19 protein-coding genes and 1 riboswitch are annotated in these 21022 nt (G+C 65.7%); of the genes, 10 read left to right on the forward strand and 9 right to left on the reverse strand.

All coding sequences use genetic code 11. The annotated features are described in order from the left end of the window. Nucleotides 1-8: 8 nt before the first annotated feature. The 6 genes from ACFC2Y_RS13480 (at nt 9) to ACFC2Y_RS13505 (ending at nt 6581) form a co-directional block, all read left to right on the forward strand. On the forward strand, nt 9-806 hold the full coding sequence (locus ACFC2Y_RS13480; protein WP_375175690.1) for an alpha/beta fold hydrolase: 798 nt from the start codon (nt 9-11) through the stop codon (nt 804-806). A gap of 50 nt (nt 807-856) precedes the next feature. Further along, a riboswitch (FMN riboswitch) is annotated at nt 857-1008 on the forward strand. A 71-nt stretch (nt 1009-1079) separates the two neighbouring features. Beyond that, nucleotides 1080-1514, forward strand: coding sequence for a 6,7-dimethyl-8-ribityllumazine synthase (locus ACFC2Y_RS13485; RefSeq protein WP_375175689.1), 435 nt, complete (start codon nt 1080-1082; stop codon nt 1512-1514). Between the two features lie 77 nt (nt 1515-1591). Continuing rightward, nucleotides 1592-2248, forward strand: a complete 657-nt coding sequence (locus tag ACFC2Y_RS13490) for a DUF2461 domain-containing protein (RefSeq protein WP_375175688.1) — start codon at nt 1592-1594, stop codon at nt 2246-2248. 115 nt (nt 2249-2363) lie between these two features. Then, nucleotides 2364-4322, forward strand: a complete 1959-nt coding sequence (parE, locus tag ACFC2Y_RS13495) for a DNA topoisomerase IV subunit B (RefSeq protein ID WP_375175687.1) — start codon at nt 2364-2366, stop codon at nt 4320-4322. A gap of 565 nt (nt 4323-4887) precedes the next feature. Beyond that, nucleotides 4888-5280 carry a TadE/TadG family type IV pilus assembly protein gene (locus ACFC2Y_RS13500; RefSeq protein ID WP_375175686.1) on the forward strand — a complete coding sequence of 131 codons (393 nt, stop codon included), beginning with the start codon at nt 4888-4890 and terminating at the stop codon, nt 5278-5280. A 2-nt stretch (nt 5281-5282) separates the two neighbouring features. Further along, a complete protein-coding gene (locus ACFC2Y_RS13505) occupies nt 5283-6581 on the forward strand; it encodes a pilus assembly protein TadG-related protein (protein ID WP_375175685.1) in 1299 nt (432 codons plus the stop codon). 210 nt (nt 6582-6791) lie between these two features. On the opposite strand, the gene ACFC2Y_RS13510 is transcribed toward ACFC2Y_RS13505, so the two are convergent. From ACFC2Y_RS13510 to proS, 5 genes are all read right to left on the reverse strand, one after another. Continuing rightward, complete coding sequence (locus tag ACFC2Y_RS13510) at nt 6792-7475, reverse strand: ABC transporter ATP-binding protein (RefSeq protein ID WP_375175684.1); 684 nt, start codon at nt 7473-7475, stop codon at nt 6792-6794. Beyond that, nucleotides 7468-8754, reverse strand: a complete 1287-nt coding sequence (locus tag ACFC2Y_RS13515) for a lipoprotein-releasing ABC transporter permease subunit (protein ID WP_375175683.1) — start codon at nt 8752-8754, stop codon at nt 7468-7470. Before ACFC2Y_RS13515 ends, ACFC2Y_RS13510 begins: the two co-directional genes overlap by 8 nt. A gap of 51 nt (nt 8755-8805) precedes the next feature. Further along, a complete protein-coding gene (locus ACFC2Y_RS13520) occupies nt 8806-9321 on the reverse strand; it encodes a DUF2937 family protein (RefSeq protein ID WP_375175682.1) in 516 nt (171 codons plus the stop codon). 69 nt (nt 9322-9390) lie between these two features. Next, nucleotides 9391-10359 (reverse strand): serine hydrolase domain-containing protein, encoded by a 969-nt coding sequence (locus ACFC2Y_RS13525; protein ID WP_375175681.1) that lies wholly within the window; start codon nt 10357-10359, stop codon nt 9391-9393. Continuing rightward, the gene (proS, locus tag ACFC2Y_RS13530; protein WP_375175680.1) at nt 10359-11696 is read right to left on the reverse strand and encodes a proline--tRNA ligase; all 1338 of its coding nucleotides are present in this window, start codon (nt 11694-11696) and stop codon (nt 10359-10361) included. Before proS ends, ACFC2Y_RS13525 begins: the two co-directional genes overlap by 1 nt. A gap of 589 nt (nt 11697-12285) precedes the next feature. On the opposite strand from proS, the gene ACFC2Y_RS13535 reads away from it, so the two are divergent. The 3 genes from ACFC2Y_RS13535 to ACFC2Y_RS13545 are packed head-to-tail and all read left to right on the forward strand — an operon-like array spanning nt 12286 to nt 16274. Next, entirely contained in the window at nt 12286-13359 is a 1074-nt protein-coding gene (locus ACFC2Y_RS13535) for an AI-2E family transporter (protein WP_375175679.1), read from the forward strand. A gap of 3 nt (nt 13360-13362) precedes the next feature. Then, nucleotides 13363-14043: a chromosomal replication initiator DnaA gene (locus ACFC2Y_RS13540; RefSeq protein WP_375175678.1), complete on the forward strand. Its 681-nt coding sequence runs from the start codon at nt 13363-13365 to the stop codon at nt 14041-14043. A 56-nt stretch (nt 14044-14099) separates the two neighbouring features. Beyond that, nucleotides 14100-16274, forward strand: a complete 2175-nt coding sequence (locus ACFC2Y_RS13545) for an RNA degradosome polyphosphate kinase (RefSeq protein ID WP_375175677.1) — start codon at nt 14100-14102, stop codon at nt 16272-16274. A gap of 57 nt (nt 16275-16331) precedes the next feature. Here the strand turns inward: ACFC2Y_RS13545 and ACFC2Y_RS13550 are convergent, their stop codons facing one another. Continuing rightward, nucleotides 16332-16751 carry a VOC family protein gene (locus ACFC2Y_RS13550; protein WP_375175676.1) on the reverse strand — a complete coding sequence of 140 codons (420 nt, stop codon included), beginning with the start codon at nt 16749-16751 and terminating at the stop codon, nt 16332-16334. Nucleotides 16752-16926: 175 nt separating this feature from the next. Between ACFC2Y_RS13550 and ACFC2Y_RS13555 the strand changes: the two genes are divergently transcribed. After that, the gene (locus ACFC2Y_RS13555; protein ID WP_375175675.1) at nt 16927-18480 is read left to right on the forward strand and encodes a Ppx/GppA family phosphatase; all 1554 of its coding nucleotides are present in this window, start codon (nt 16927-16929) and stop codon (nt 18478-18480) included. 257 nt (nt 18481-18737) lie between these two features. On the opposite strand, the gene ACFC2Y_RS13560 is transcribed toward ACFC2Y_RS13555, so the two are convergent. Genes ACFC2Y_RS13560 through ACFC2Y_RS13570 form a run of 3 tightly spaced genes read right to left on the reverse strand, consistent with a single transcriptional unit; the run spans nt 18738 to nt 20862 of the window. Further along, nucleotides 18738-19109, reverse strand: coding sequence for a hypothetical protein (locus ACFC2Y_RS13560; protein WP_375175674.1), 372 nt, complete (start codon nt 19107-19109; stop codon nt 18738-18740). A 37-nt stretch (nt 19110-19146) separates the two neighbouring features. Continuing rightward, a complete protein-coding gene (locus tag ACFC2Y_RS13565; RefSeq protein WP_375175673.1) occupies nt 19147-20157 on the reverse strand; it encodes an endonuclease/exonuclease/phosphatase family protein in 1011 nt (336 codons plus the stop codon). 3 nt (nt 20158-20160) lie between these two features. Then, a complete protein-coding gene (locus ACFC2Y_RS13570; protein WP_375175672.1) occupies nt 20161-20862 on the reverse strand; it encodes a TerB family tellurite resistance protein in 702 nt (233 codons plus the stop codon). Nucleotides 20863-21022 lie beyond the last annotated feature (160 nt).

Consider the following 21022-nt stretch of genomic DNA (forward strand, 5'->3'; position numbering starts at 1 on the left):
CCCTGTTGATGCTGCACGGGTTCCCCGAATACGGCGGGGCCTGGGGCGATCTGGCGACGCTGCTGGCGGACCAGTATCACTGCATCGCCCCGGACCAGCGCGGCTATGGGCAAAGCTACGCGCCGCCCGAGGTCGAGGCCTACAAGATGACGCAGCTGGTCGGGGACATGGCGGCCCTGGTCGAACAGATCGGCGGGCCGGTCAGCGTGATCGGCCATGACTGGGGCGCCGGGGTGGCCTATGCGCTGGCCATCAAGCGCCCGGATCTGGTGGATCGTCTGGTGATCCTCAACGGGGTGCACCCCGGGCCGTTCCAGCGGGCACTGGCCAATGGCGGGACACAGGCGGCGGCCTCGCAGTACATCCATTTCCTGCGCCGCGAGGATGCGGAGGAGCGGCTGTCGGCGGATGGTCATGCGAAGTTGCTGTCGCTCTTTGCCGAGAATATGGACATGTCCTGGATGACGCCGGACCGACGGGCCGAGTATGTGGCGGAGTGGTCGCGGCCAGGACGGCTGACGGGGATGCTGAACTGGTATCGCGCGACGTCGCTGGTGGTGCCGGAGCCGGGGGTCGGGGCCGATATCCTGCCGCTGCCGGTCGATCCGTTTCGGGTCACGATGCCGCATCTGCTGATCTGGGGGCTGGGCGACACCGCGCTGCTGCCGGAATCCAACGAGGGGCTGGAGCGGTATTGCGACAAGCTCACCCGGGTGGAAATCGAGGATGCGGATCACTGGATCGTCCATCAGCGCCCGGCGCAGGTGGCCCAGATCATCCGCGGCTGGCTGAGCGGCAAAGTCTGATCCCATCTGCATCTTTGTCTTGCCTCGGCCGTCGGCACGGGGCAACTATGGCCTGTTCTCAGGGCGGGGCGGAATTCCCCACCGGCGGTATGCGGGCGATGTCCCGTAAGCCCGCGAGCGCCCCGCGCCGTCAGGCCGGGGGTCAGCAGACCAGGTGAGAGGCCTGGGCCGACGGTCATAGTCCGGATGAAAGAGAACGAGCGACGCGGCCCTGCAGGGCGGCGTGGCCCGTGATCGCCTTGGGTGACGTGTCTGTTGCGAAAGGAGATCACCATGACACACACCCGATATGCCTTCATCAAGGCGAACTGGCATTCCGACATCGTATCCCGTGCTCTGGACGGGTTCTGCGAGTTGATCCCGGCGGATCAGGTCGATGTCTTTGATGTGCCCGGTGCTTTTGAGATGCCCCTGCTGGCGCGGGACCTTGCCGCCTCCGGGCGGTATGTGGCCGTTGCGGCGGCGGCCCTTGTCGTCGATGGCGGCATCTACCGCCATGACTTTGTCGCGCAGGCCGTGGTCGACGGGCTGATGCGGGCGGGGATGGATACCGGCGTGCCGGTTCTGTCGGTCTCGCTCACCCCGCATCAGTATCAGGAGACGGAGCATCACAACCGGATCTACGCGGAGCATTTCGTGACCAAGGGACGCGAGGCCGCAGAAGCCGCGCTGATGATCGGGCGGACCCGCGCGGCGCTGGCGGCCTGACGGGGGCACCGCAGAAGCGGGTTTGGATATGTGCCGCGACCGGCTAGGCTGGTCGCAGCATCCTTTCGGAGGACCCGATGCCCGACGCCTTTGACCGCCTGATCCCGGACGCGCAGGATTTCTGCCGCCGCCTGTCCGCGAACAATAGCAAGGACTGGTACGAGGCGCACAAGGACGAGTATCGCGCCAATCTGAAGCGGCCGGCGGAGCTGCTGCTGGAGACGCTGGTGCCGACGCTTGACCGGATGACGGGCGGGCCGGTCAGGACCAAGCTGTTCCGGATCAATCGTGACCTGCGCTTTGCCAAGGGCCAGCCGCCCTACAAGGATCACCTGCATATGCTGTGGTACGCGCCCTCGGCCGGGGTGGCGCCGATGGGGTGGTTCTTCGGGATCGAGACCGACTCCGTGCGGGTCGGGGCGGGGTTCATGAGTTTCGACGGCCCGGCGTTGACGCGCTGGCGGGAGGTGATGGCGGGGCCCGAGGGGGCCGCGATCGCGGCGGGGGTGCAAACGCAGCTGGCACTTGGGGCAACGATGCGGGAGGCGGCGTTGAAACGCGTGCCCCCGCCCTACCCCAAGGATCATCCGCAGGGAGAGTTCCTGCGGCGCAAGGGCATGGGCCTTTTCCGGGCCATGGAGGTGCCGAACACCGACCTTCCCGGCGCCCTGTCGGCGGAGTTCGAACGCCTCTGGTCTGCGTTCGAACCACTGGCTCACGCGCTTTCCCGCTGAATCTCCGGACAAATCCGGGCTGCGTGTCGGCAACGCCCCTCGCGAGACCTGCGAATGCTTGTATCCGGCGCCTCCGGGCTGCAATAATGCGGGCCAACCAGACAAAGAGCAGCGCATGGCCAACGACCTTCTGACCTCCAATGAACCGGATAGCTACGACGCCTCCTCGATCGAGGTGCTGGAGGGGCTGGAGCCCGTCCGAAAGCGCCCCGGCATGTATATCGGTGGCACCGACGAACGCGCGTTGCACCATCTGGTGGCGGAGGTTCTCGACAACTCCATGGACGAGGCGGTGGCAGGACATGCCAACCGGATCGAGGTGGAGCTGCACGAGGATTATTCGATCACCATCCGCGACAACGGGCGCGGCATGCCGTTCGACCCGCACCCGAAGTTCCCGGGCAAATCGGCGCTGGAGGTGATCCTGTGCACCCTGCACGCGGGCGGCAAGTTCGGCGGCAAGGCCTACGAGACCTCGGGCGGTCTGCACGGCGTCGGGGCCTCGGTCGTGAACGCGCTGTCGGACTCGCTGGTGGTGCAGGTCGCGCGGGACCGCAAGCTGGTGGAGCAGCGGTTTTCGCGCGGCGTGCCGCTTGGCCCGCTGGAGGAGATCGGGGCAGCGCCGAACCGGCGCGGGACCACGACGACCTTCCACCCGGATGCGGAGATCTTTGGTCATCACAAGTTCAAACCAGCGCGGCTCTTCAAGTCGATCCGGTCGAAGGCCTACCTCTTCTCGGGCGTAGAAATCCGCTGGAAATCCGCCATCGACGACGGAGAGACGCCGACGGAGGCCACGTTCCACTTCCCCGGCGGTCTGGCGGATTACCTGCGCGAGACGATGGTCGGGGCGATGGTCTATGCCGACGCGCCCTTTGCCGGTCGGGTCGATTTTCAGGGCCGCTTCGGCGTGCCGGGCCGGGTGGAATGGGCGATCAACTGGACGCCTGTCCGCGACGGCTTCATCCAGTCCTACTGTAACACCGTGCCGACCCCCGAGGGCGGGACGCATGTGGCGGGCTTCTGGGCGGCGATCCTGAAGGGGATCAAGGCCTATGGCGAGCTGGTGAACAACCGCAAGGCAGGCCAGATCACCCGCGACGACCTGATCTACGGCGGTTGCGCGCTGGTGTCCTGTTTCATCCGCGAGCCGGAGTTCGTGGGCCAGACCAAGGACCGGCTGGCCACGGTGGAGGCGCAAAGGCTGGTCGAGAACGCGGTGCGCGACCATTTCGACAACTGGCTGGCGGCGGATACGAAATCCGCCGGGGCGATCCTCGATTACCTCGTCCTGCGCTCGGAAGAGCGTCTGCGGCGGCGGCAGGAGAAGGAGACGCAGCGGAAGACGGCGACGAAGAAGCTGCGCCTGCCCGGTAAGCTGACCGACTGTTCGGCGACCAACCGCGAGGGGACGGAGCTGTTCATCGTCGAGGGTGACTCGGCCGGCGGGTCGGCCAAGATGGGCCGGGACCGGAAGACACAGGCGCTGCTGCCGCTGAAGGGCAAGATCCTGAACGTGCTGGGCGCGGCCTCCAACAAGATCGGAACCAATCAGGAGATCAACGACCTCTGCCAGGCCATGGGCGTCGGGTTGGGAACCAAGTTCAACCTTGATGACCTGCGCTATGACAAGATCATCATCATGACCGATGCGGATGTCGACGGGGCTCATATCGCCTCGCTTCTGATGACCTTTTTCTTTTCCCAGATGCGTCCGCTGATCGACAGGGGCCACCTTTACCTCGCCTGCCCGCCGCTGTTCCGCCTGACCCAGGGGCCGCATCGCGTCTATGTCCAGGACGAGGCCGAGCGGGACATGTGGCTGGAGAAGGGTCTGGGCGGCAAGGGCAAGATTGACGTCAGCCGCTTCAAGGGTCTGGGCGAGATGGATGCGAAGGATCTGAAGGAAACCACGATGGATCCCAAGACCCGCAAGCTGATCCGCGTGACCGTGGACGAGGACGCGCCGGGCGAGACCGGGGATCTGGTGGAGCGGTTGATGGGCAAGAAGCCCGAGCTGCGATTCCAGTTCATCCAGGAGCGGGCAAGGTTCGCGGAGGATCTGGACCTCTGACGTTAGGGCGACGAGTTGGAGAGATGGGTGCAAAGCACCCATCCTACGGTTCGACGTGGAAGCGACGGGTGGGAGAGATGGGTGCGTAGCACCTATCCTACGGCCGGATGGCTCCAAGTAGGATGGGTCCTCCGGACCCATCTCATGCGGGATCGGGCTGGATCTTTGGTGCCCCGCGCAGGAACGTGGCAAAAACCCGGCTCGGCAGTGTTGGAGAGCCTGACAGACCGGCCCTGAATGTGGCCGGTCTATTGCTGTCTCCCCCAACCTGACGCCAATGCGCAACAGCGGTTTTGCAGTCATCGCTCTGGACTCGCGCGTAATGCCCAATCGAATCCCCGGCTCTTGTCTGCAAGGTTTGAGCGGCAAATGGCTTTGGATTTGGCGTCGAGTTTGGAACAACGGCGCCCTCGGCGCACAACCATTCACGGAGGCGAAACAGTCCCGGTCAATTTTCCGCCCAAGTCGCGACTCCTCCGCGATTCGGTCACGGTTCCGCCTTCTTCATGAGGGAATTCTTGCTTTGCTCACCTGGGTCAAGAAATGCCCTGAAAGTAAGAAGAATATGAAAAGACTGCTGCACCGTTATCGGACCTCCGAAGAGGGATCCGCGACGATCGAAACTCTGATCTGGCTTCCGGTTTTTGTCTGGGTGCTGGTGATGATCATCAACGCGTCGCTGATCCTGTATCAAAAGAACGTGGCCTTCCGCATCGTACAGGACGCCAACCGCATCCTTTCGACCGGGTACATGCGCACCACGGCGGAGACCGAAAGCTACATTTCGAGCCACATCACCGGCTTCGCGCCCGGAGCAACGGTGTCGACGACGATCGACAACGGGGTCGTGACGTCGGACGTCAGCTACCAGATTTCGAACCTGTTCATGCCCCACGTCGTGGACGACCTGTTGAACATCCGGGTCAACATCTCCGCCCAGCACTTCATGGAGTATTGATCATGCGGGCCCTTTTGCGCCGACTTGTCCGTGATCCGTCCGGCAGCATGACGATCCTGTCGCTGTACTTCCTGGCCGGTCTGCTGGCGGTCAGTGCGCTGGCCATCGACTTCGCCTACCTGCTGGCGGCGCGGAACCAGCTGCAGGTGGCTGCGGATGCGGCGGCGCATGCGGCGATCTACTACCGCGAGACGAACCCGTCGTCGGATGCCAAGCTCAAGGCTGTGGAACTGGCACAGCACGCCATGCCGGCGAGCGAGTATGGGACGGTTCTGCGGGCCGAGGATGTCGAGTTCGGCCATTGGGATTATGCGACCAGGACCTTCACACCTGATCCGTATTCCCTGGATGCCGTCCGCGTCCGGCCCGGGCGCACGGCGGCGCGCGGCAATGCGGTTTCCGCGCATCTGTTCAAGATGGTGGGCGAGCCGTTCTGGGACCTCGCCGCCCAGGCCGTTTTCGTCGGGTTCCGCCCGCATTGCTTCCGCGAGGGTTTCGTCGGTGAAGATGTGGTCGACGTCCAGTCGAACAACGGCTTTCAGGACGGGTTCTGCATCCACTCGAACCGCTACGTGTCCGTCAACTCCAACAACACCTGGGAGGCGGGGACGATCGTGTCCATGCCCGACAGCAGCGAAGTTGATCTGCCCCGTTCGGGATTTGAAACCAACGAGGGGCTGCAGGCCGCGCTGCGGAACGGTCAATACCGGCTGCGCATCCTGAACAAGTTGGAGCGGATCCACGACGATCTCTATCTCGCCTCGGGGAGCTATCTGCCTAATTACGTCTCCGGCTCCGCCCCGATCATCCTGTCGAGCAAAAAGCTTGGCACGACGGACTTCCTGCCGGGCCGCGTTCACCGGGTCACCTGCAGCGGGCAGAGTGTCACGATCGAGGCGGGATCGGTGCTGCAATACGTTGTGATGGTCACCGACTGTCCAGTCAAATTCGGGCAGGGCGTGACGCTGGAAGACGCCGTGATCTTCACGCGGTCGACCGATGACAAATCCGTCTACGCAGCCTCGTCCCTGCAGATCGGCAAGAACGACAACTGCGCCACGGGCGGCGGGGCACAGATCATCACCTACGGCGGCATGGATGTGCCCAGTGACCTGCGGTTCTTTGGCGGTCAGGTGATTGCAAAGGGGCCTGTCAGCTTTTCCGCCAATGCGGGCGGCATCCAGGGCGCGTCCATCGTGTCCGGCAGCACCATCTCTGGCACCTCGAACATGACCATGGGGTTCTGTGACAACGGGATGGAAGACAACTTCGAAGCGCCCTACTACCGTCTCGCCTACTGAGGTGGTCTGAGCAAGCCCCCGACCGTTCCGAGCCTACCCCGCCGTGGGCGCCCCGTTTTTCAGTCGCAGGACCCACCTTTGCGCGCGGCGCGCTTTATGTGGTGGGGGCAAGGTCGGCGCGGCCGGTCTGGCGGATCACATGGGTGCGGAGCACCCATCCTACGGTCGGCAGCTCGGTCCATGTAGGATGGATCCTCCGGACCCATTACCCTACACTGCCACCAGCACCCCGTTCTCCAGCCGCAGGACACGGTCCATGCGCGCGGCGAGTTCCATGTTGTGGGTGGCGACCAGGGCAGCCAGGCCGGTCTGGCGCACCAGGTCCATCATCGCGGCAAAGACACGGTCCGAGGTCTCGGGATCGAGGTTGCCGGTCGGTTCATCCGCCAGCAGCACGCGCGGGGCATTGGCCAGCGCGCGGCAGAAGGCCACCCGTTGCTGTTCGCCGCCAGACAAAGCCGCGGGGCGATGATCCGCGCGCTCCGCGATGCCGACAGTCTCCAGCAGCTCCGCCGCCCGGGCGCGGGCCGCGCTGCGGGCGATGCCGTTGGCCAGCTGCGGCAAGACGATGTTTTCCTCGGCCGAAAACTCCGGCAGCAGGTGGTGGAACTGATAGACAAAGCCGACCTGATCGCGGCGCACGGCGGTGCGGCGGCGGTCGCCCAGGCCCTGCATCGCCGCGCCGCCGATTGCGACCTCGCCCGTGTCGGGCTGGTCCAGGAGGCCGGCGATATGCAGCAGCGTGGATTTTCCCGCGCCCGAGGGGGCGACGAGGGCCACGGCCTCGCCACTGCGCAGGGTCAGGTCGACGCCGCGCAGCACCTGCACCTCGCCGGGCTTCCCGCGTTTGTAGACCTTTTCGATGCCGGTGAGTTCGAGGACCGTGTCACTCATAGCGCAGCGCCTCCACCGGGTTCATCCGCGCGGCGCGACGGGCCGGGATGATGGTAATCAGGAAGGACAGGCCGAGCGACAGGGCGACAGCCGAGAGGACATCGGCCATCTGCAGCTTGGCCGGCAGGGCGTAGATGCCGCGGATCGACGGATCCCAGACGCCGCCGCCGGACAGGCGGTCCACCAGGGCGAAGATCGGGTCGATGTAGATGGCGAAGAGGCAGCCAAGGATCAGGCCCAGCAGGGTGCCGATCAGGCCGGTCGTTGCGCCGCAAAGGAAGAAAACCCGCAGCACGGAGCTTTCGGTCAGCCCCATGGTGCGCAGGATGCCGATGTCGCGGCCCTTGTTCTTCACCAGCATGATGAGGCCGGAGACGATGTTCATCGAGGCGATCAGCACGAGGACCGAGAGGATGATGAACATCACGTTGTCCTCGATATCCAGGGCCCGCAGGAAGGCGCCGGAGGCGTCGCGCCAGGTCCAGATCAAGGCCCGTTCGCCCGCGACGTTCAGCAGGGGCAGCGCCATTTGGTCTACCCGCTCGGGGTCGGCGATCATCACCTCGATCTCGTCCGCGACGTTTTCACGGTTGAAGTAGCTCTGCGCCTCGGCGAAGGGCATATAGAGGCGGGTCTGGTCGATGTCGTAGCGCCCAGCGGTGAAGATATAGGTGATCTCGTAGGTCTTCACGCGTGGGCTGGTGCCAAAGGCCGTCTTCACCCCGTCGGGCGAGATCAGCTTGATCCGGTCCCCGAGCGTCAGGTTCAGGTCGCGCGCGACGCCGGAGCCGAGGGCGACCCCCTCCTCGAACCGGGCGAGGTCGCCCTGCGAGGTTTCGGGGTTCACGATGCGGGGAATATCGGCGAGGTCAGCGGCGCGGATGCCGTAGACCTGCACCCCGGCTGTATCGCCCCGGGCGGAGGCCATCACCTGACCTTTGACCAGGGGCGCGGCATGGGTCACGCCGGGCACGCCCGCGATCCGCGCGGCCATCTCGTCGTAGTCCTCGATCGTGCGCACCAGATTGCCCGCCGCATCCGGCGCGCCGGCGTTGTAGACCGTGACATGGGCATTGGCGCCGAGGATCGTATCGACAAACTCCGCCCGGAACCCGGCCCGCACCGAGAGGGTGATGATCAGGGCGGCGACGGCGAGGGCGATGCCGATCAGGCTGATCCAGGTCATCACCGATACGCCGCCCTCGGCCCGGCGGGCCCGGAGGTAACGCCAGGCGATCATCCATTCGAACGGGGCAAAGGGGGGCGGGCTGGCCGACATGGGCTCTCCTAGGCTGGGGTCTGGCAGATGTGCGGCGTGGGGGGCGTGGCGTCAAGAGGGTCTGCGGCGGCGGAACGGGGCCGACAGCAGCGCGAACAGCATGGACAGCAGGGACCCGATCACCCCGACCGCCAGCATGCCCAGGACGGCGCCAATGGCGGCGAAGCTGCCGCCGGCGAAGGTCAGCGGCAGGGCGGGCTGGTAATCCTGCAAGGCGCGGCGGGCGACCTCTGCGTCGTTGAAATGGGTGATGCGATAGGCACGGGTGAAGGGGCCGCTGGCTTTCAGGGCATTGAGATCGGCAGTCAGATCCTCGTGGCGGGCCAGGGTCCGGATCATGTCGGCGCGGCGGCGTTCGACAAAGCCGCTGCCGGTCATGGCGGACAGGGCCTCGTCCCTCGTCAGGCCTTCTGCGGTGGCAGAGCGGTCGAAGTCATCCACGACGCGGGTGAGTTCGTCCACCGCCCCGGCCAGGCGCTGCGTATATTGCTGCGAATACTCGGGGAATTGCGAGAGGCCTGCGGCCCCTGCCAGCCCGCCAATCAGGGTAAGGGTACGTGCGATCATGGTCTGCCCGGTTTTTCCGCAAGCTTACCGGAATTTCCGCGGCTTGGATACGGGCGCTCGTCTCGCGTCCTACTGGCCGCCGTGGGCCACCTTGGCCAGGGCCATGTCCAGCGCCTGCATATCCGGCAGGGTGGCGCAGGCGTCGTACCAGACCGTCACGGTCCAGCCGGCCTGCCAGTGGACGGCGTAGCTGCCCAGGTTCGGCCCGTCGATGAAACAGAGCGCGCCGAAGTGCCAGACATTGATCGCCTCGCCCGTGTCGCGCTGCAACAGGCCCATGCCATAGCTCAACGGGCCGTCAATGGGGATACGTGGCAGATCGGAGAGCCGGTCGGTCAGCACGCCCTCGGGGCCGGCGACATGATCGAGGAATTGTGCGAAATCACCCACGCTCAACGCCCATCCCCCCCAGGGCAGGTAGGCACCGAACCGGTCCGACGGTTCGGCCGTGACGCCCGCGGGGTCAAGGACGAGGGTTCGGCAGGCGGTGTCATAGGGCTGGCCCGTGATGGCCTCGATCACCGTGCCGAGGACGGCGTAGTTTTCGTTGCTGTAGTAATAGCTTGGCGCGCCCGGGGTCAGGCGGTCGGGAGCAAGGGCGCGCTCGGTGATCTCCTGCCAGCGCGGCTCCGGCCGGTCGCGCCAGAAGGCCATGGGACCCTGGGTGTAGTCTTTCCGCAGGCCGGTGGCATGGCTGAGCAGCGCGCCAATGGTCGTCGGGGCCGCATCGGGCAGGTCCAGCACATCGCGGGCGGGCGTGTCGTACGTCAGGTCGCCCGCATCGACCAGGGCGGCGACGCAGGCGGCGGTGATTGATTTGGAGAGGGAGGCGATGGCGACGGGCCGGTCCGGCGCCATGCCGCGCGCCCAGGTGGCGACAGGCCGACCGTCGTAGCGCAGGGCGATGGCCCCTGCCCTGACGTCGGCCATGTCCATCCAATCGGCGTAGGTCTGTTCGAAGAGCCGGGCCCGGTCCTCCACATCCTCCGCCCGGACCAGCGAGGCGGTCAGACAGAGCAGGAGGACCAGCCAGCGCATCAAAGTCCGGCGTAGATCGCCGCGACGCGTTTGACGGCCTCTTCGGGGGGCAGCTCTTCGCTTTCCCCGGTGCGGCGGGAGGTCAGTTCGACCACCCCGTTCTTGAGGCCGCGCGGCCCGACGGTGATCCGCCAGGGTAGACCGATCAGGTCCATCGTGGCGAACTTGCCGCCCGCGCGTTCGTCGCGGTCGTCGTAAAGCGGTTCCAGCCCGAGGGCGGTGAAGGCGTCATAGAGCGACTGGCAGGCCGCGTCTGCTTCGTCATCGCCCTGCTTGAGGTTGACGATGCCGACATGGAAAGGTGTGACACCCTCGGGCCAGATGATGCCCTTGTCGTCATGGCTGGCCTCGATGATCGCGCCGAGCAGGCGGGAGACACCGATGCCGTGCGACCCCATGTGCAGGGGCGTCTTGCCACCATCGGCGGTCTGGACGAAGGCGCCCAGCTTTTCCGAATACTCGGTGCCAAAGTAGAAGATCTGACCGACCTCGATACCGCGGGCGGAGCGACGACGCGCCTCGGGGATCTCATTGAAGACGGCCTCGTCATGGGTCTCGTCCGTGCGGGCGTAGCGGGAGGTGAACTCCTCCAGCACCGCCTGGCACTGGGCCTTGTCGTCATAGTCGATCTCGCGGTCGCCGAACTTCAGGTCGGTGATCTCGCTGTCGTAGAAGACCTCCGATTCCCCGGTCTCGGCCAGCACGAGGAATTCATGAGTGTAATCGCCGCCGATCGGGCCGCTGTCGGCGCGCATCGGGATCGCCTGAAGGCCCATGCGTTCGTAGGTCCGGAGGTAGCTGACGAGGTGGCGGTTGTAGGCGTGCAGCGCGTCTTCCTTGGTCAGGTCGAAGTTGTAGCCGTCCTTCATCAGGAATTCGCGGCCGCGCATGACGCCAAAGCGGGGGCGGACCTCATCGCGGAACTTCCACTGGATGTGGTAGAGGGTCAGCGGCAGCGCCTTATAGGAGGTGACGTAGTTGGCGACGATATCGGTGATCATTTCCTCGTTCGTCGGACCATAGAGCATCTCGCGGTCATGCCGGTCGGTGATGCGCAGCATTTCCGGGCCGTAGGCGTCATAGCGGCCGGACTGGCGCCAGAGATCCGCGGACTGCAGCGTCGGCATCAGCATGGGGATATGGCCCGCGCGCTGCTGTTCCTCGTGCACGATGGTCTCGATCTTGCGCAGCACCTTGAAGCCGAGCGGCAGCCAGGAATAGATGCCGGCGCTGGCCTGCCGGATCATGCCGGCGCGCAGCATGTAGCGGTGGCTGACGATCTGGGCGTCGGCGGGGGTTTCCTTGAGAACGGGCAGGAAGTAGCGGCTCAGGCGCATCGGGGTGTCCTTTGGATCGGCATTCCCTAGCGGTTTACTGACGCGGCATGGGCGAGACAAGGGCAGCGACACGTGATGTTGGCCTGCAGGCGGGAAAGGGTGCCTGCGCCGCCACGAGGGTGGGGATGAGCGGCGCAGGCTGCCGCATTCGGATCGGGACAGTGACCCATGCGACGGGACGAGGGCCCGACAGGATCCGCAATATGGCGGCATGCCGGGGTCGTTTGTGGTTCCTCGGGGCCAAGCCCCCTGACCCGGGGCCTAGCCCTCGAATGGTCGGAACAGGGACAGAATGACGCCGGGTCAGGGGATTCGACAGTCTGGAATTCCCTACCTTTGTCGCGGGGCGTGCCGCCTGTCCCGGCCTCCGCGCCGGGACCTCGCGGCGGGCGTCCGGGCGCTGTGGTGGTGCTCTGTTGCGCGGGGCCCCGGCGCAAGGCCGGGGCACGGGGGTGCTTTACTGCCGCTTGTTTCGGGTCGCGAGGGATGCCACTGGATGGTGCGCCCGGCCTTGACCGGTCGCGCCGCCGCAACCACTTGAAGACCGTGGCCAATACGGCGACAATTGCGGGAAATGGAAAGGACAGCCATGGCTCTACCCGTCAGGCAGCAGATGAAATACTGGGGGGTCGCTGCGGCGATCTTTTTCCTGGCGCTCTGGTGGCTGGGCGATGTGATCCTGCCCTTCGTTCTGGGCGGGGCCGTGGCCTATTTCCTGGATCCCGTGGCCGACCGGATCGAAGCGGCGGGGGCGAGCCGGGCGCTGGCCACGGCGCTGATCACTCTCGGGGCGCTGCTGATCTTTGTCCTGCTGGCGCTGCTGGTCATTCCGACGCTGATCAACCAGGCGCTCGCGCTCTTCGATACGGTGCCAAAACTGCTGAACGAATTGCAGCGCTTTCTGACGACGCGGTTCCCGGATCTGCTGGACGACAGTTCGATCCTGCGGCAATCCCTGACCTCTGTCGGTGAGACGATACAATCCAAGGGCGGGCAGTTGCTGCAGACGGCGCTGACCTCGGTCGGGTCGCTGCTGAACGTGGTGATGCTCTTCGTGATCGTCCCGGTGGTGGCCTTCTACCTGCTGTACGACTGGGATCGGATGATTGCCCAGATCGACGACATGCTGCCGCGCGACCATGCGCCTGTGATCCGCAATCTGGCATCGCAGATCGACAAGACACTGGCCTCCTTCATCCGTGGCATGGGCACGGTCTGTCTGATCCTGGGCACCTATTACGCGGTGGCGCTGATGCTGGTCGGGCTGCAGTTCGGCCTGGTGGTGGGGGCCTTTGCGGGCCTGATTACCTTCATTCCGTACGTCGGCGCCCTGCTGGGCGGCGCAATGGCGATCGGTCTTGCGCTGTTCCAGTTCTGGGGCGACTGGGTGTCCATCGGCCTCGTCGCGGGGATCTTCGTGCTGGGGCAGGTGATCGAGGGCAATGTGCTGACGCCCAACCTCGTTGGCTCGTCGGTCGGGCTGCACCCAGTCTGGCTGATCTTTGCGCTGTCGGTCTTCGGCTCGCTCTTCGGATTTGTCGGGATGCTGGTGGCGGTGCCGGTGGCGGCAGCGATCGGGGTGCTGATGCGGTTCGTGATTTCGCAGTACAAGGACAGCCAGCTGTATCGCGGCTACGACAGCACATCCGGTCCGCGGGACTGAGACATGAGTGACCCCCTGCCTCTCGAACATCCCCGCAGGCCGGGGTTGGGCCGGGACGACTTCATGGTCGCGCCGGGCAATGCGGTTGCGCTGGCGATGCTGGATGGCTGGCGCGACTGGCCGCGGGGCAAGCTGGTGCTGACCGGACCCGCGGGGTCGGGCAAGACCCATCTGACGCATATCTGGGCGGCGGAGAGCGGCGCGCGGATCATCCCGGCCACTGCGCTGGCCGGGGCGGATATCCCGGCGCTGGCGACCGGACCGGTGGCGGTGGAAGACGTGGACGGCATCGCGACGCGTGAGGGCGAAGAGGCGTTGTTCCACCTGCACAACCTGATGCAGGCCGAGGGGCATGCCCTGCTGCTGACCGGGGCGCTGGCCGTGGCGGCCTGGCCCCTGCGCCTGCCGGACCTGCACAGCCGGTTGCAACAGGCGCAATCGGCGGTGTTGGAAGCCCCGGATGACGCCCTGCTGAGCACGCTGCTGGTCAAGCTTTTCTCCGACCGGCAGCTGCAGGTGCCGCATCAGGTGGTCGATTACCTGACCCGGCGCATGGATCGGTCGTTCGAGGGGGCGCGGCGGGTGGTTTCGGCGCTGGATGAGGCATCGCTGGCCCAGCGCCGCGCGATCACCGTGCGACTTGCGGGGGAGGTTCTGGACAAGCTTGACCCCACAGAGTCATAAAAGCGTCTTACGGTCTGGATAGGACTGCCAGACCTCGAATTTTTCCCGGACAGAAGATGACCAGCGCAGATTTCCTCCACTCAGACTTTCCCGAACCGCAGGAGCTGGACCAGAAATTCCTGTCCGGGCCGGGACGGTTCGTGAACCGGGAGCTGAGCTGGCTGGGCTTCAACTGGCGGGTGCTGGAGGAAGCGGAGAACCCGCGCGTGCCGCTGCTGGAACGGTTGCGGTTCCTGTCGATCAGCGCGACCAACCTGGACGAGTTCTACACCGTCCGCGTCGCCGGCCTGCGGGAGCTGATGCGGGAGGGCAATACCACCCCCGCCGCCGACGGGCTGTCCCCGGCCGAACAGCTGGACCTGATCGACGCCGACGCGCGGCGGCTGATGCAGCGGCAGCAGGATATCCTGGACAAGCTGCAGGCGCAGATGCGGGAGGTCGGGATCGCGATCCTTGACCGCGAGGAACTGACCGAGGCGGACAAGACCTATCTGGCGGATGTGTTCCTCTATCGGGTCTTTCCGGTGCTGTCGCCGCTGGCCGTCGACCCGGCGCATCCCTTTCCCTTCATCCCCAACACCGGCTTTTCCTTCGCGCTGATGCTCGAACGGCGGCGCGACGGGCGGACGCTGCAGGCGCTGCTGCCGATCCCGCATCAGATCGACCGTTTCATCCCCCTGCCCTCCGGCCCCGGACAGAACCGGTTCCTGCCGCTGGAGGAGCTGCTGCTGTTGAACATCGGGCAGCTATTCCCGGGCTATCGCACCACAGGCTCCTGCACCTTCCGGGTGCTGCGCGACAGCGATCTGGAAGTGGAGGAAGAGGCCGAGGACCTTGTGCGCGAATTCGAGACCGCGCTGAAACGCCGTCGGCGGGGAGAGGTCGTGCGGATGAAGATTTCCGCCAACGCGCCCGCCGCCCTGCGCGAGATCATCATGCGCGAGCTGCATGTGCGCAAGGAGGAGGTGATCGAGGTCGACGGTATCATCGGGATCTCCGACCTCCGGGAGCTGGTGATCGACGAGCGGCCCGATCTGCTGTGGCCGCAATTCACCCCGCGCGTGCCGGAACGGGTGCAGGATCACGAGGGCGACATGTTCGCCGCGATCCGGCGCAAGGACATGCTGCTGCACCACCCCTATGAGACCTTTGACATGGTGGTCCGCTTCCTGGAGCAGGCCGCGCGCGACCCGGATGTGGTGGCGATCAAGCAGACGCTATATCGGACCTCGAAGAATTCACCGATTGTCGAGGCGCTCTGCGAGGCGGCGGAGGACGGGAAATCCGTCACCGCACTGGTCGAGTTGAAGGCGCGGTTCGACGAAGCCGCGAATATTCGTCAGTCGCGGCGGCTGGAACGGTCCGGTGCACATGTGGTCTATGGCTTTGTCGACTGGAAGACGCATGCCAAGATCTCCACCGTGGTGCGGCGGGAGGGCGACCGACTGGTCACCTATACGCACTACGGGACGGGCAATTACCACCCGATCACGGCGCGGATCTATACCGACCTCAGCTTCTTCACCTGCGATGCCCAACTGGGCCGCGACGCGACGAAGGTCTTCAACTATCTCTCCGGTTACGCGCAGCCCGAGACGCTGGAAAACCTCAAGATCAGCCCGCACCGGATGAAGGATTTCCTGCTGGAGCAATTCGAGGCCGAGGCAGAGCACGCCCGCGCCGGCCGCCCCGCGCAGATCTGGGCCAAGATGAATTCGCTGATCGAGCCGGATGTGATCGACGGCCTATACCGGGCCAGCCAGGCGGGCGTGAAGATCGACCTGGTGATCCGGGGCATCTGCGGGCTGAGGCCCGGTGTGAAGGGGCTGTCGGAGAATATCCGGGTGAAATCCATCGTCGGCCGGTTTCTGGAGCACAGCCGCATCGTCTGTTTCGGCAATGGGCACGGGCTGCCGTCCAAGGGATCGCGGGTCTTCATTTCCTCCGCCGACTGGATGGGGCGCAATCTGAACCGCAGGGTGGAGACGCTGGTGGAGATCACAAATGCCACGGTCAAGGCACAGATCGTCGGTCAGATCATGGCCGCGAACCTGGCGGATCAGGCGCAGAGCTGGGTGATGCAGCCGGACGGGCATTTCGCCCGCGTGCCGATCCCCAAGGGGCAGTTCGCCTTCAACTGCCACCGGTTCTTCATGGAAAACCCGTCGCTTTCGGGGCGCGGGTCCGCCGGGGCGAAGGACGTGCCCGTGCTGACGCATGAGGCGGAGTGAGGGATAGCGGGTGGCGATTTATGGTGGGGATGAACCCCGCCACACTGGGCGGGTTGGTCAGCCTTCCTCAGCCGCCTGCGCCACCATCCACCTGACCCCAAAGCGGTCGGTCAGCATACCGAAGAGCGGCGCCCAGAACATGGGAGACAACGGCATCCGCACCTCCCCGCCCTCTGCCAGGGCGTCGAAGACGCGGCGGGCTTCTGCCTCCGTCGGGAAGTCGAGGCTGATACTGACGCCCGACATGGGCGCGGTGCGGTCGGGATCGTCGGAGGCATAGATCCACCCCTCCCCCACGGCGAGCGCGGAATGCATGACGGCCTCGGGGTCAAACTCCCCCATCTCGGCTTTCGCATCGTCGGGCATGGCGGTCATCGACATGATCTCGAGCGAGTCCGGCTTGCCAAAGAGCGCGGCGTAGAAGGTCATCGCCTCGCGGCAGGTTCCGGGAAAGAACAGATAGGGGGTCGGCTGCATGGGGGGCCTCTTGACTGGTTAACGGGGGGACTCGCAGGAGTGGCGAAAGTTTGCCATTCCGCACATCGCCTGTCACGTCACCCTTTTCTGTTACCGATTCAAAGGGCCTGCTTGGTTGACGCCGCGCGGTCCGGCTGCAAAGAAGGACCCGAAGATCAGCGGCAGGCCGAAGACCATGGATGGAAGCTCCGACCCCGGCATTGGCGACGACACCGACTGGGGGCCGTTTCAGCGGCCACTCTTTGCCGATCCTTCGGTGCGCCACCTCAGCCGTGTCGGTGTGGTGGATATCGGGTCGAACTCTGTCCGTTTGGTGGTGTTCGACGGCGCGGCGCGCAGTCCGGCCTATTTCTACAACGAAAAGATCATGTGCGCCCTGGGCGCGGGCCTTTCCGAAACCGGGCGGCTGAACCCCGAGGGGCGCAAGCGCGCGCTGGCGGCGGTTCACCGGTTCCAGCTGCTGGCGCACGGGATGGAGGCGGTACCGCTGACTGCGGTCGCCACCGCCGCGGTGCGCGATGCGGAGGACGGGCCGGATTTCGTCGCCCAGGTCCAGCGGGAAACCGGGCTGGAGATCAAGGTGATCCCCGGCGAGGAAGAGGCGCGGCTGTCGGCGCAGGGCGTGATGCTGGGCTGGCCGGGCAGCTATGGCCTGGTCTGCGACATCGGCGGGTCGTCGATGGAGCTGGCCGAGATCAAGGGCGGCCAGGTCGGGCGGCGCGTGACCTCGGCCCTGGGGCCGCTGAAGCTGCGGGAGATCAAGGGCGGGCGCAAGGGCCGCCGCGCCTATATCAAGGAGCAGGTCGAAAGGCTGGCCGAGGAGATGGGATCGCAGCGGGACCGGCTGTTCCTGGTCGGCGGGTCGTGGCGGGCCATCGCCCGGGTCGACATGGACCGGCTGAACTATCCCCTGCATGTGCTGCACGAATACCGCATGTCGACCAAGGCCGTGCGGGCCACGGCGCAGTATATCCGCGACAACGACCTGGACGAGCTGCGGGCGCGCTGCTCCATCTCCTCCGCACGGATGGACCTGGTGCCCTTCGCCTCCGAGGTGCTGACGGAGGTCGTGCGCGCCTTCCGCCCGCATGACATCGCGATTTCCAGCTACGGGATCCGCGAAGGGCTGCTCTATCAGCAGATGCCGCAGGCCCTGCGCGACCGCGATCCGCTGATCGAGGCCTGCCGCTTTGCCGAGGCCAAGGATGCGCGCCTGCCGGGGTTCGGCCGGACGCTCTACAATTTCATCCTGCCGATCTTCAAATCCGCCCGCGACGAGCGCAAACGGATCATCCGCGCGGCCTGCCTGTTGCACGACGTGACCTGGCGGGCGCATCCGGACTACCGGGCGGAGGTCTGTTTCGACAATGCGACCCGCGCCAACCTGGGCGGGCTGAAGCATTCGGAGCGGATCTTCCTGGGACTGGCGCTGCTGCATCGCTATCGCAACAAGCGCGAGGGCACATCGTTCGAAGACCTCTATCACTTCCTCCCGGAGGAGGAGCAGCGGCAGGCCGAAATCGTCGGCAAGGCGATGCGGTTCGGCGCGATGCTCTGGCTGGAGCAGGATTCGATCCCCGGGGAATTCCGCTGGTTCCCCAAGAAGAAGGTGCTGGAATTGCGCCTGACCGAAGCGGCCTGGCCGCTGCTTGGCGAAGTGGCCATGGCGCGGCTCAAGTCACTGGCCTCCTCACTCAATGCGGACCTCGATGTCAGCATGACGCGGTAGGGCGGGGTCTCGGAACGAAGCGCCGGTATTGCCGTCAATGCAATGCGCCATGTCCCGGCCCCCGTGCCGGGACCTCTTGAAGCAGTGCGTCATGGCCTGCCCTCGCGCCGGGACCCTGTGCCAAATGGGGGATCAGAGACCCGGGCGCGGGGCGCAGTGGTTTTGCAGGCTGTACACCAGGGGAGAGGCCCCGGCGCGGGGGCGGGGGCGTGCGGTTTTCCTGCGGGGCCCCGGCGCGGGGCCGGGGCGCGGGGGCACTACAGCTCCACCTCGCCGTTCGGGCCGGGTTCGGGCAGGTCCAGCGGCGGCTCTTCGGCCTTGCGACGCAGGATGATGTCGCCGTTTGGCAGGATCTCCGGCGGGTGGTAGGCGCTGAAATCCTTCACGGTCTCGAACAGATCGACCAGCGCGGGGCCCATCTCGGCCATGAAGCTCTGCATGGCCGGTCCCGCCTCCTCGGCGAAATCGCGCAGCCCGCGCAGCGCCGGGTCCATTTCCTCGGCCAGACCCCGGAAAAACAGCTGCGCGCCGCGTTCCATCAACGAGGGGCCTTCTTCGTCAGGCGGGCTCTCCTGAGCGGCGACAGGCAATGGCAACAGAAGGGCGACGATCAGGACGATGCGTTTCATGAGGCCAATATAGGGCGCAACCCGCCCTCCGTGTAGGTCAGATGTCGATATCCAGCACCACAGGGAAATGATCCGACGCCGCGATCAGCGCGTCCCGCAGCTCCGCCCGCCCCCAGCATTCGGGGTCGTCGAAGGGATGCCAGATCCGCCAGCGCGGGTTATGGGCGCGCAGATCAGGCGAGATCATGATGTAATCCAGCAGGGCCTGAAGAAACCGTTTCTCCGGCTTGATGTAGAACCGCGCGGAGGAGGGCGGCGCTGTCAGCTTGCTGCGCAGGGCCGTCTCGGCATGGGGATCGTAAAGGCGCGGCTCTTCCGCCCCCATCACGATCTCGACCGAGGACCGGCCAAAGAGGTGTTCGTATTCATCCAGCCCCGGACCGTCGTTCAGATCGCCGAGGAGGATCAGGCTCTCCCCCTCCGCCAGGTGCTGGGCGATGCGCTGGCGCAGCCAGATCGCCTGGGCCAGTTGCTTGCGGCGGTTGGCTATGGAGAGGCGCATGACCTCGTCCCGGTTTATCGCGCCATGCGGGGCCTTGGATTTCAGATGCACCCCGATCATGCGCAGCGCCCGGCCCGTCGCCAGGGTCACGGCCAATTCCAGCGGCGGTTTTGAATATACGATCTCGTCCTCGGTGGCGTCGATATCCAGGTCGATCCGGAACCGCCCGTCAAAACGCGGCGCATGGCGCGCGTCGACCAGGCCTTGCGGGCTGTGCTCGGCGGTCATCACATCGGGATCGTACAGCAGCGCGATTTCCTGCTGAGTCTGATTGGGAAAACCGATGACGGCGCGCCGGGCCCGCAGGGAAAAGGCCTCGGCGAACGCCTGCAGTGCGTGAATGGTGGAGCGGCGGGAATTGGTGTCCGGCGCCTCGATCACCATGACGGCATCGGCATCGATCGCGGTGAAAACGAGGCCGAGCGCCTCGATCTGCTGCGCCCGGGTCACGTCGCGGCGGGCCGACCAGTTGTCGTCCATCAGCAACTGGCCCCGATCGTCGAAAAGCGCGTCGAACCATTCGATGTTATAGGCGGCGATGCGCATGGCTCAGGCCACCGGGGCCCCTGCCCGGCTGCGTTTGGCGGTGATCTCCTCCCAGGCGCGGTTGAGGTCCATCATGCGGCGTTCGGCCATGCCGATGGCCTCCTCCGGCAGGCCGCGTGCGGCGAGGCGGTCGGGATGGCATTCGCGCACGGCCTTTTTCCAGGCGGCGCGGGCCTCGTCATAGGTGGCGCCCGGGTCCAACCCCAGGATGGAATAGGGGTCGGCCATGGCATCTGGCACGTGACGGAAACGGATGTTGCGGAACCGGGCCTCGTCCATGCCGAAGATACGGGCGACCTCGGCCAGGAACTCGTCCTCCGCCGGGTGATAACCGCCGTCGGCCATGGCGATGTGAAACAGCCCGTCCAGGATATCGCATAGCGTCTCGCTCCTGGGGCCGAACATGGCGGCGATGCGCCGGGCATAGACATCGAACCCCGCCACGTCCTGCCGCGCGAGGTCAAAGACCTTGGCCGCCTCCTTCTCATCCCGCTTGGCGATGCGGAACACCTCGCGGAAGGCCGTCACCTCGTTCCGGGTGACCTGCCCGTCCGCCTTGGCCATCTTTGCCCCCAGGGCGATGACGGCGATGGTGAAGGCTACGGAGCGTTCGGGCGGCGTGCGCAACACGTCGAAGACCGAAGCGAGGCTTTCTCCCCGCGCCAGTTTCGAAACGGCTTCGGATATGCGGCTCCAGATCGACATGGGCGCAGCTTATCGCGCCGCGTCGGGGCTGTCAGAGATTTTTCTGCATGCGCACAAAATGCCGCCCCCCGGGGGGCTCGTTCTTTTTGCCCCAAATATCTTCGGGGGAGAATTGGGCCCGAAAGGGCTCAAGAGGGGGCAGACAGCCCCCTCCCCCGCT

It is taken from the genome of Pseudooceanicola sp. (assembly GCF_041987405.1).
Classification (GTDB): Bacteria; Pseudomonadota; Alphaproteobacteria; order Rhodobacterales; family Rhodobacteraceae; genus Pseudooceanicola.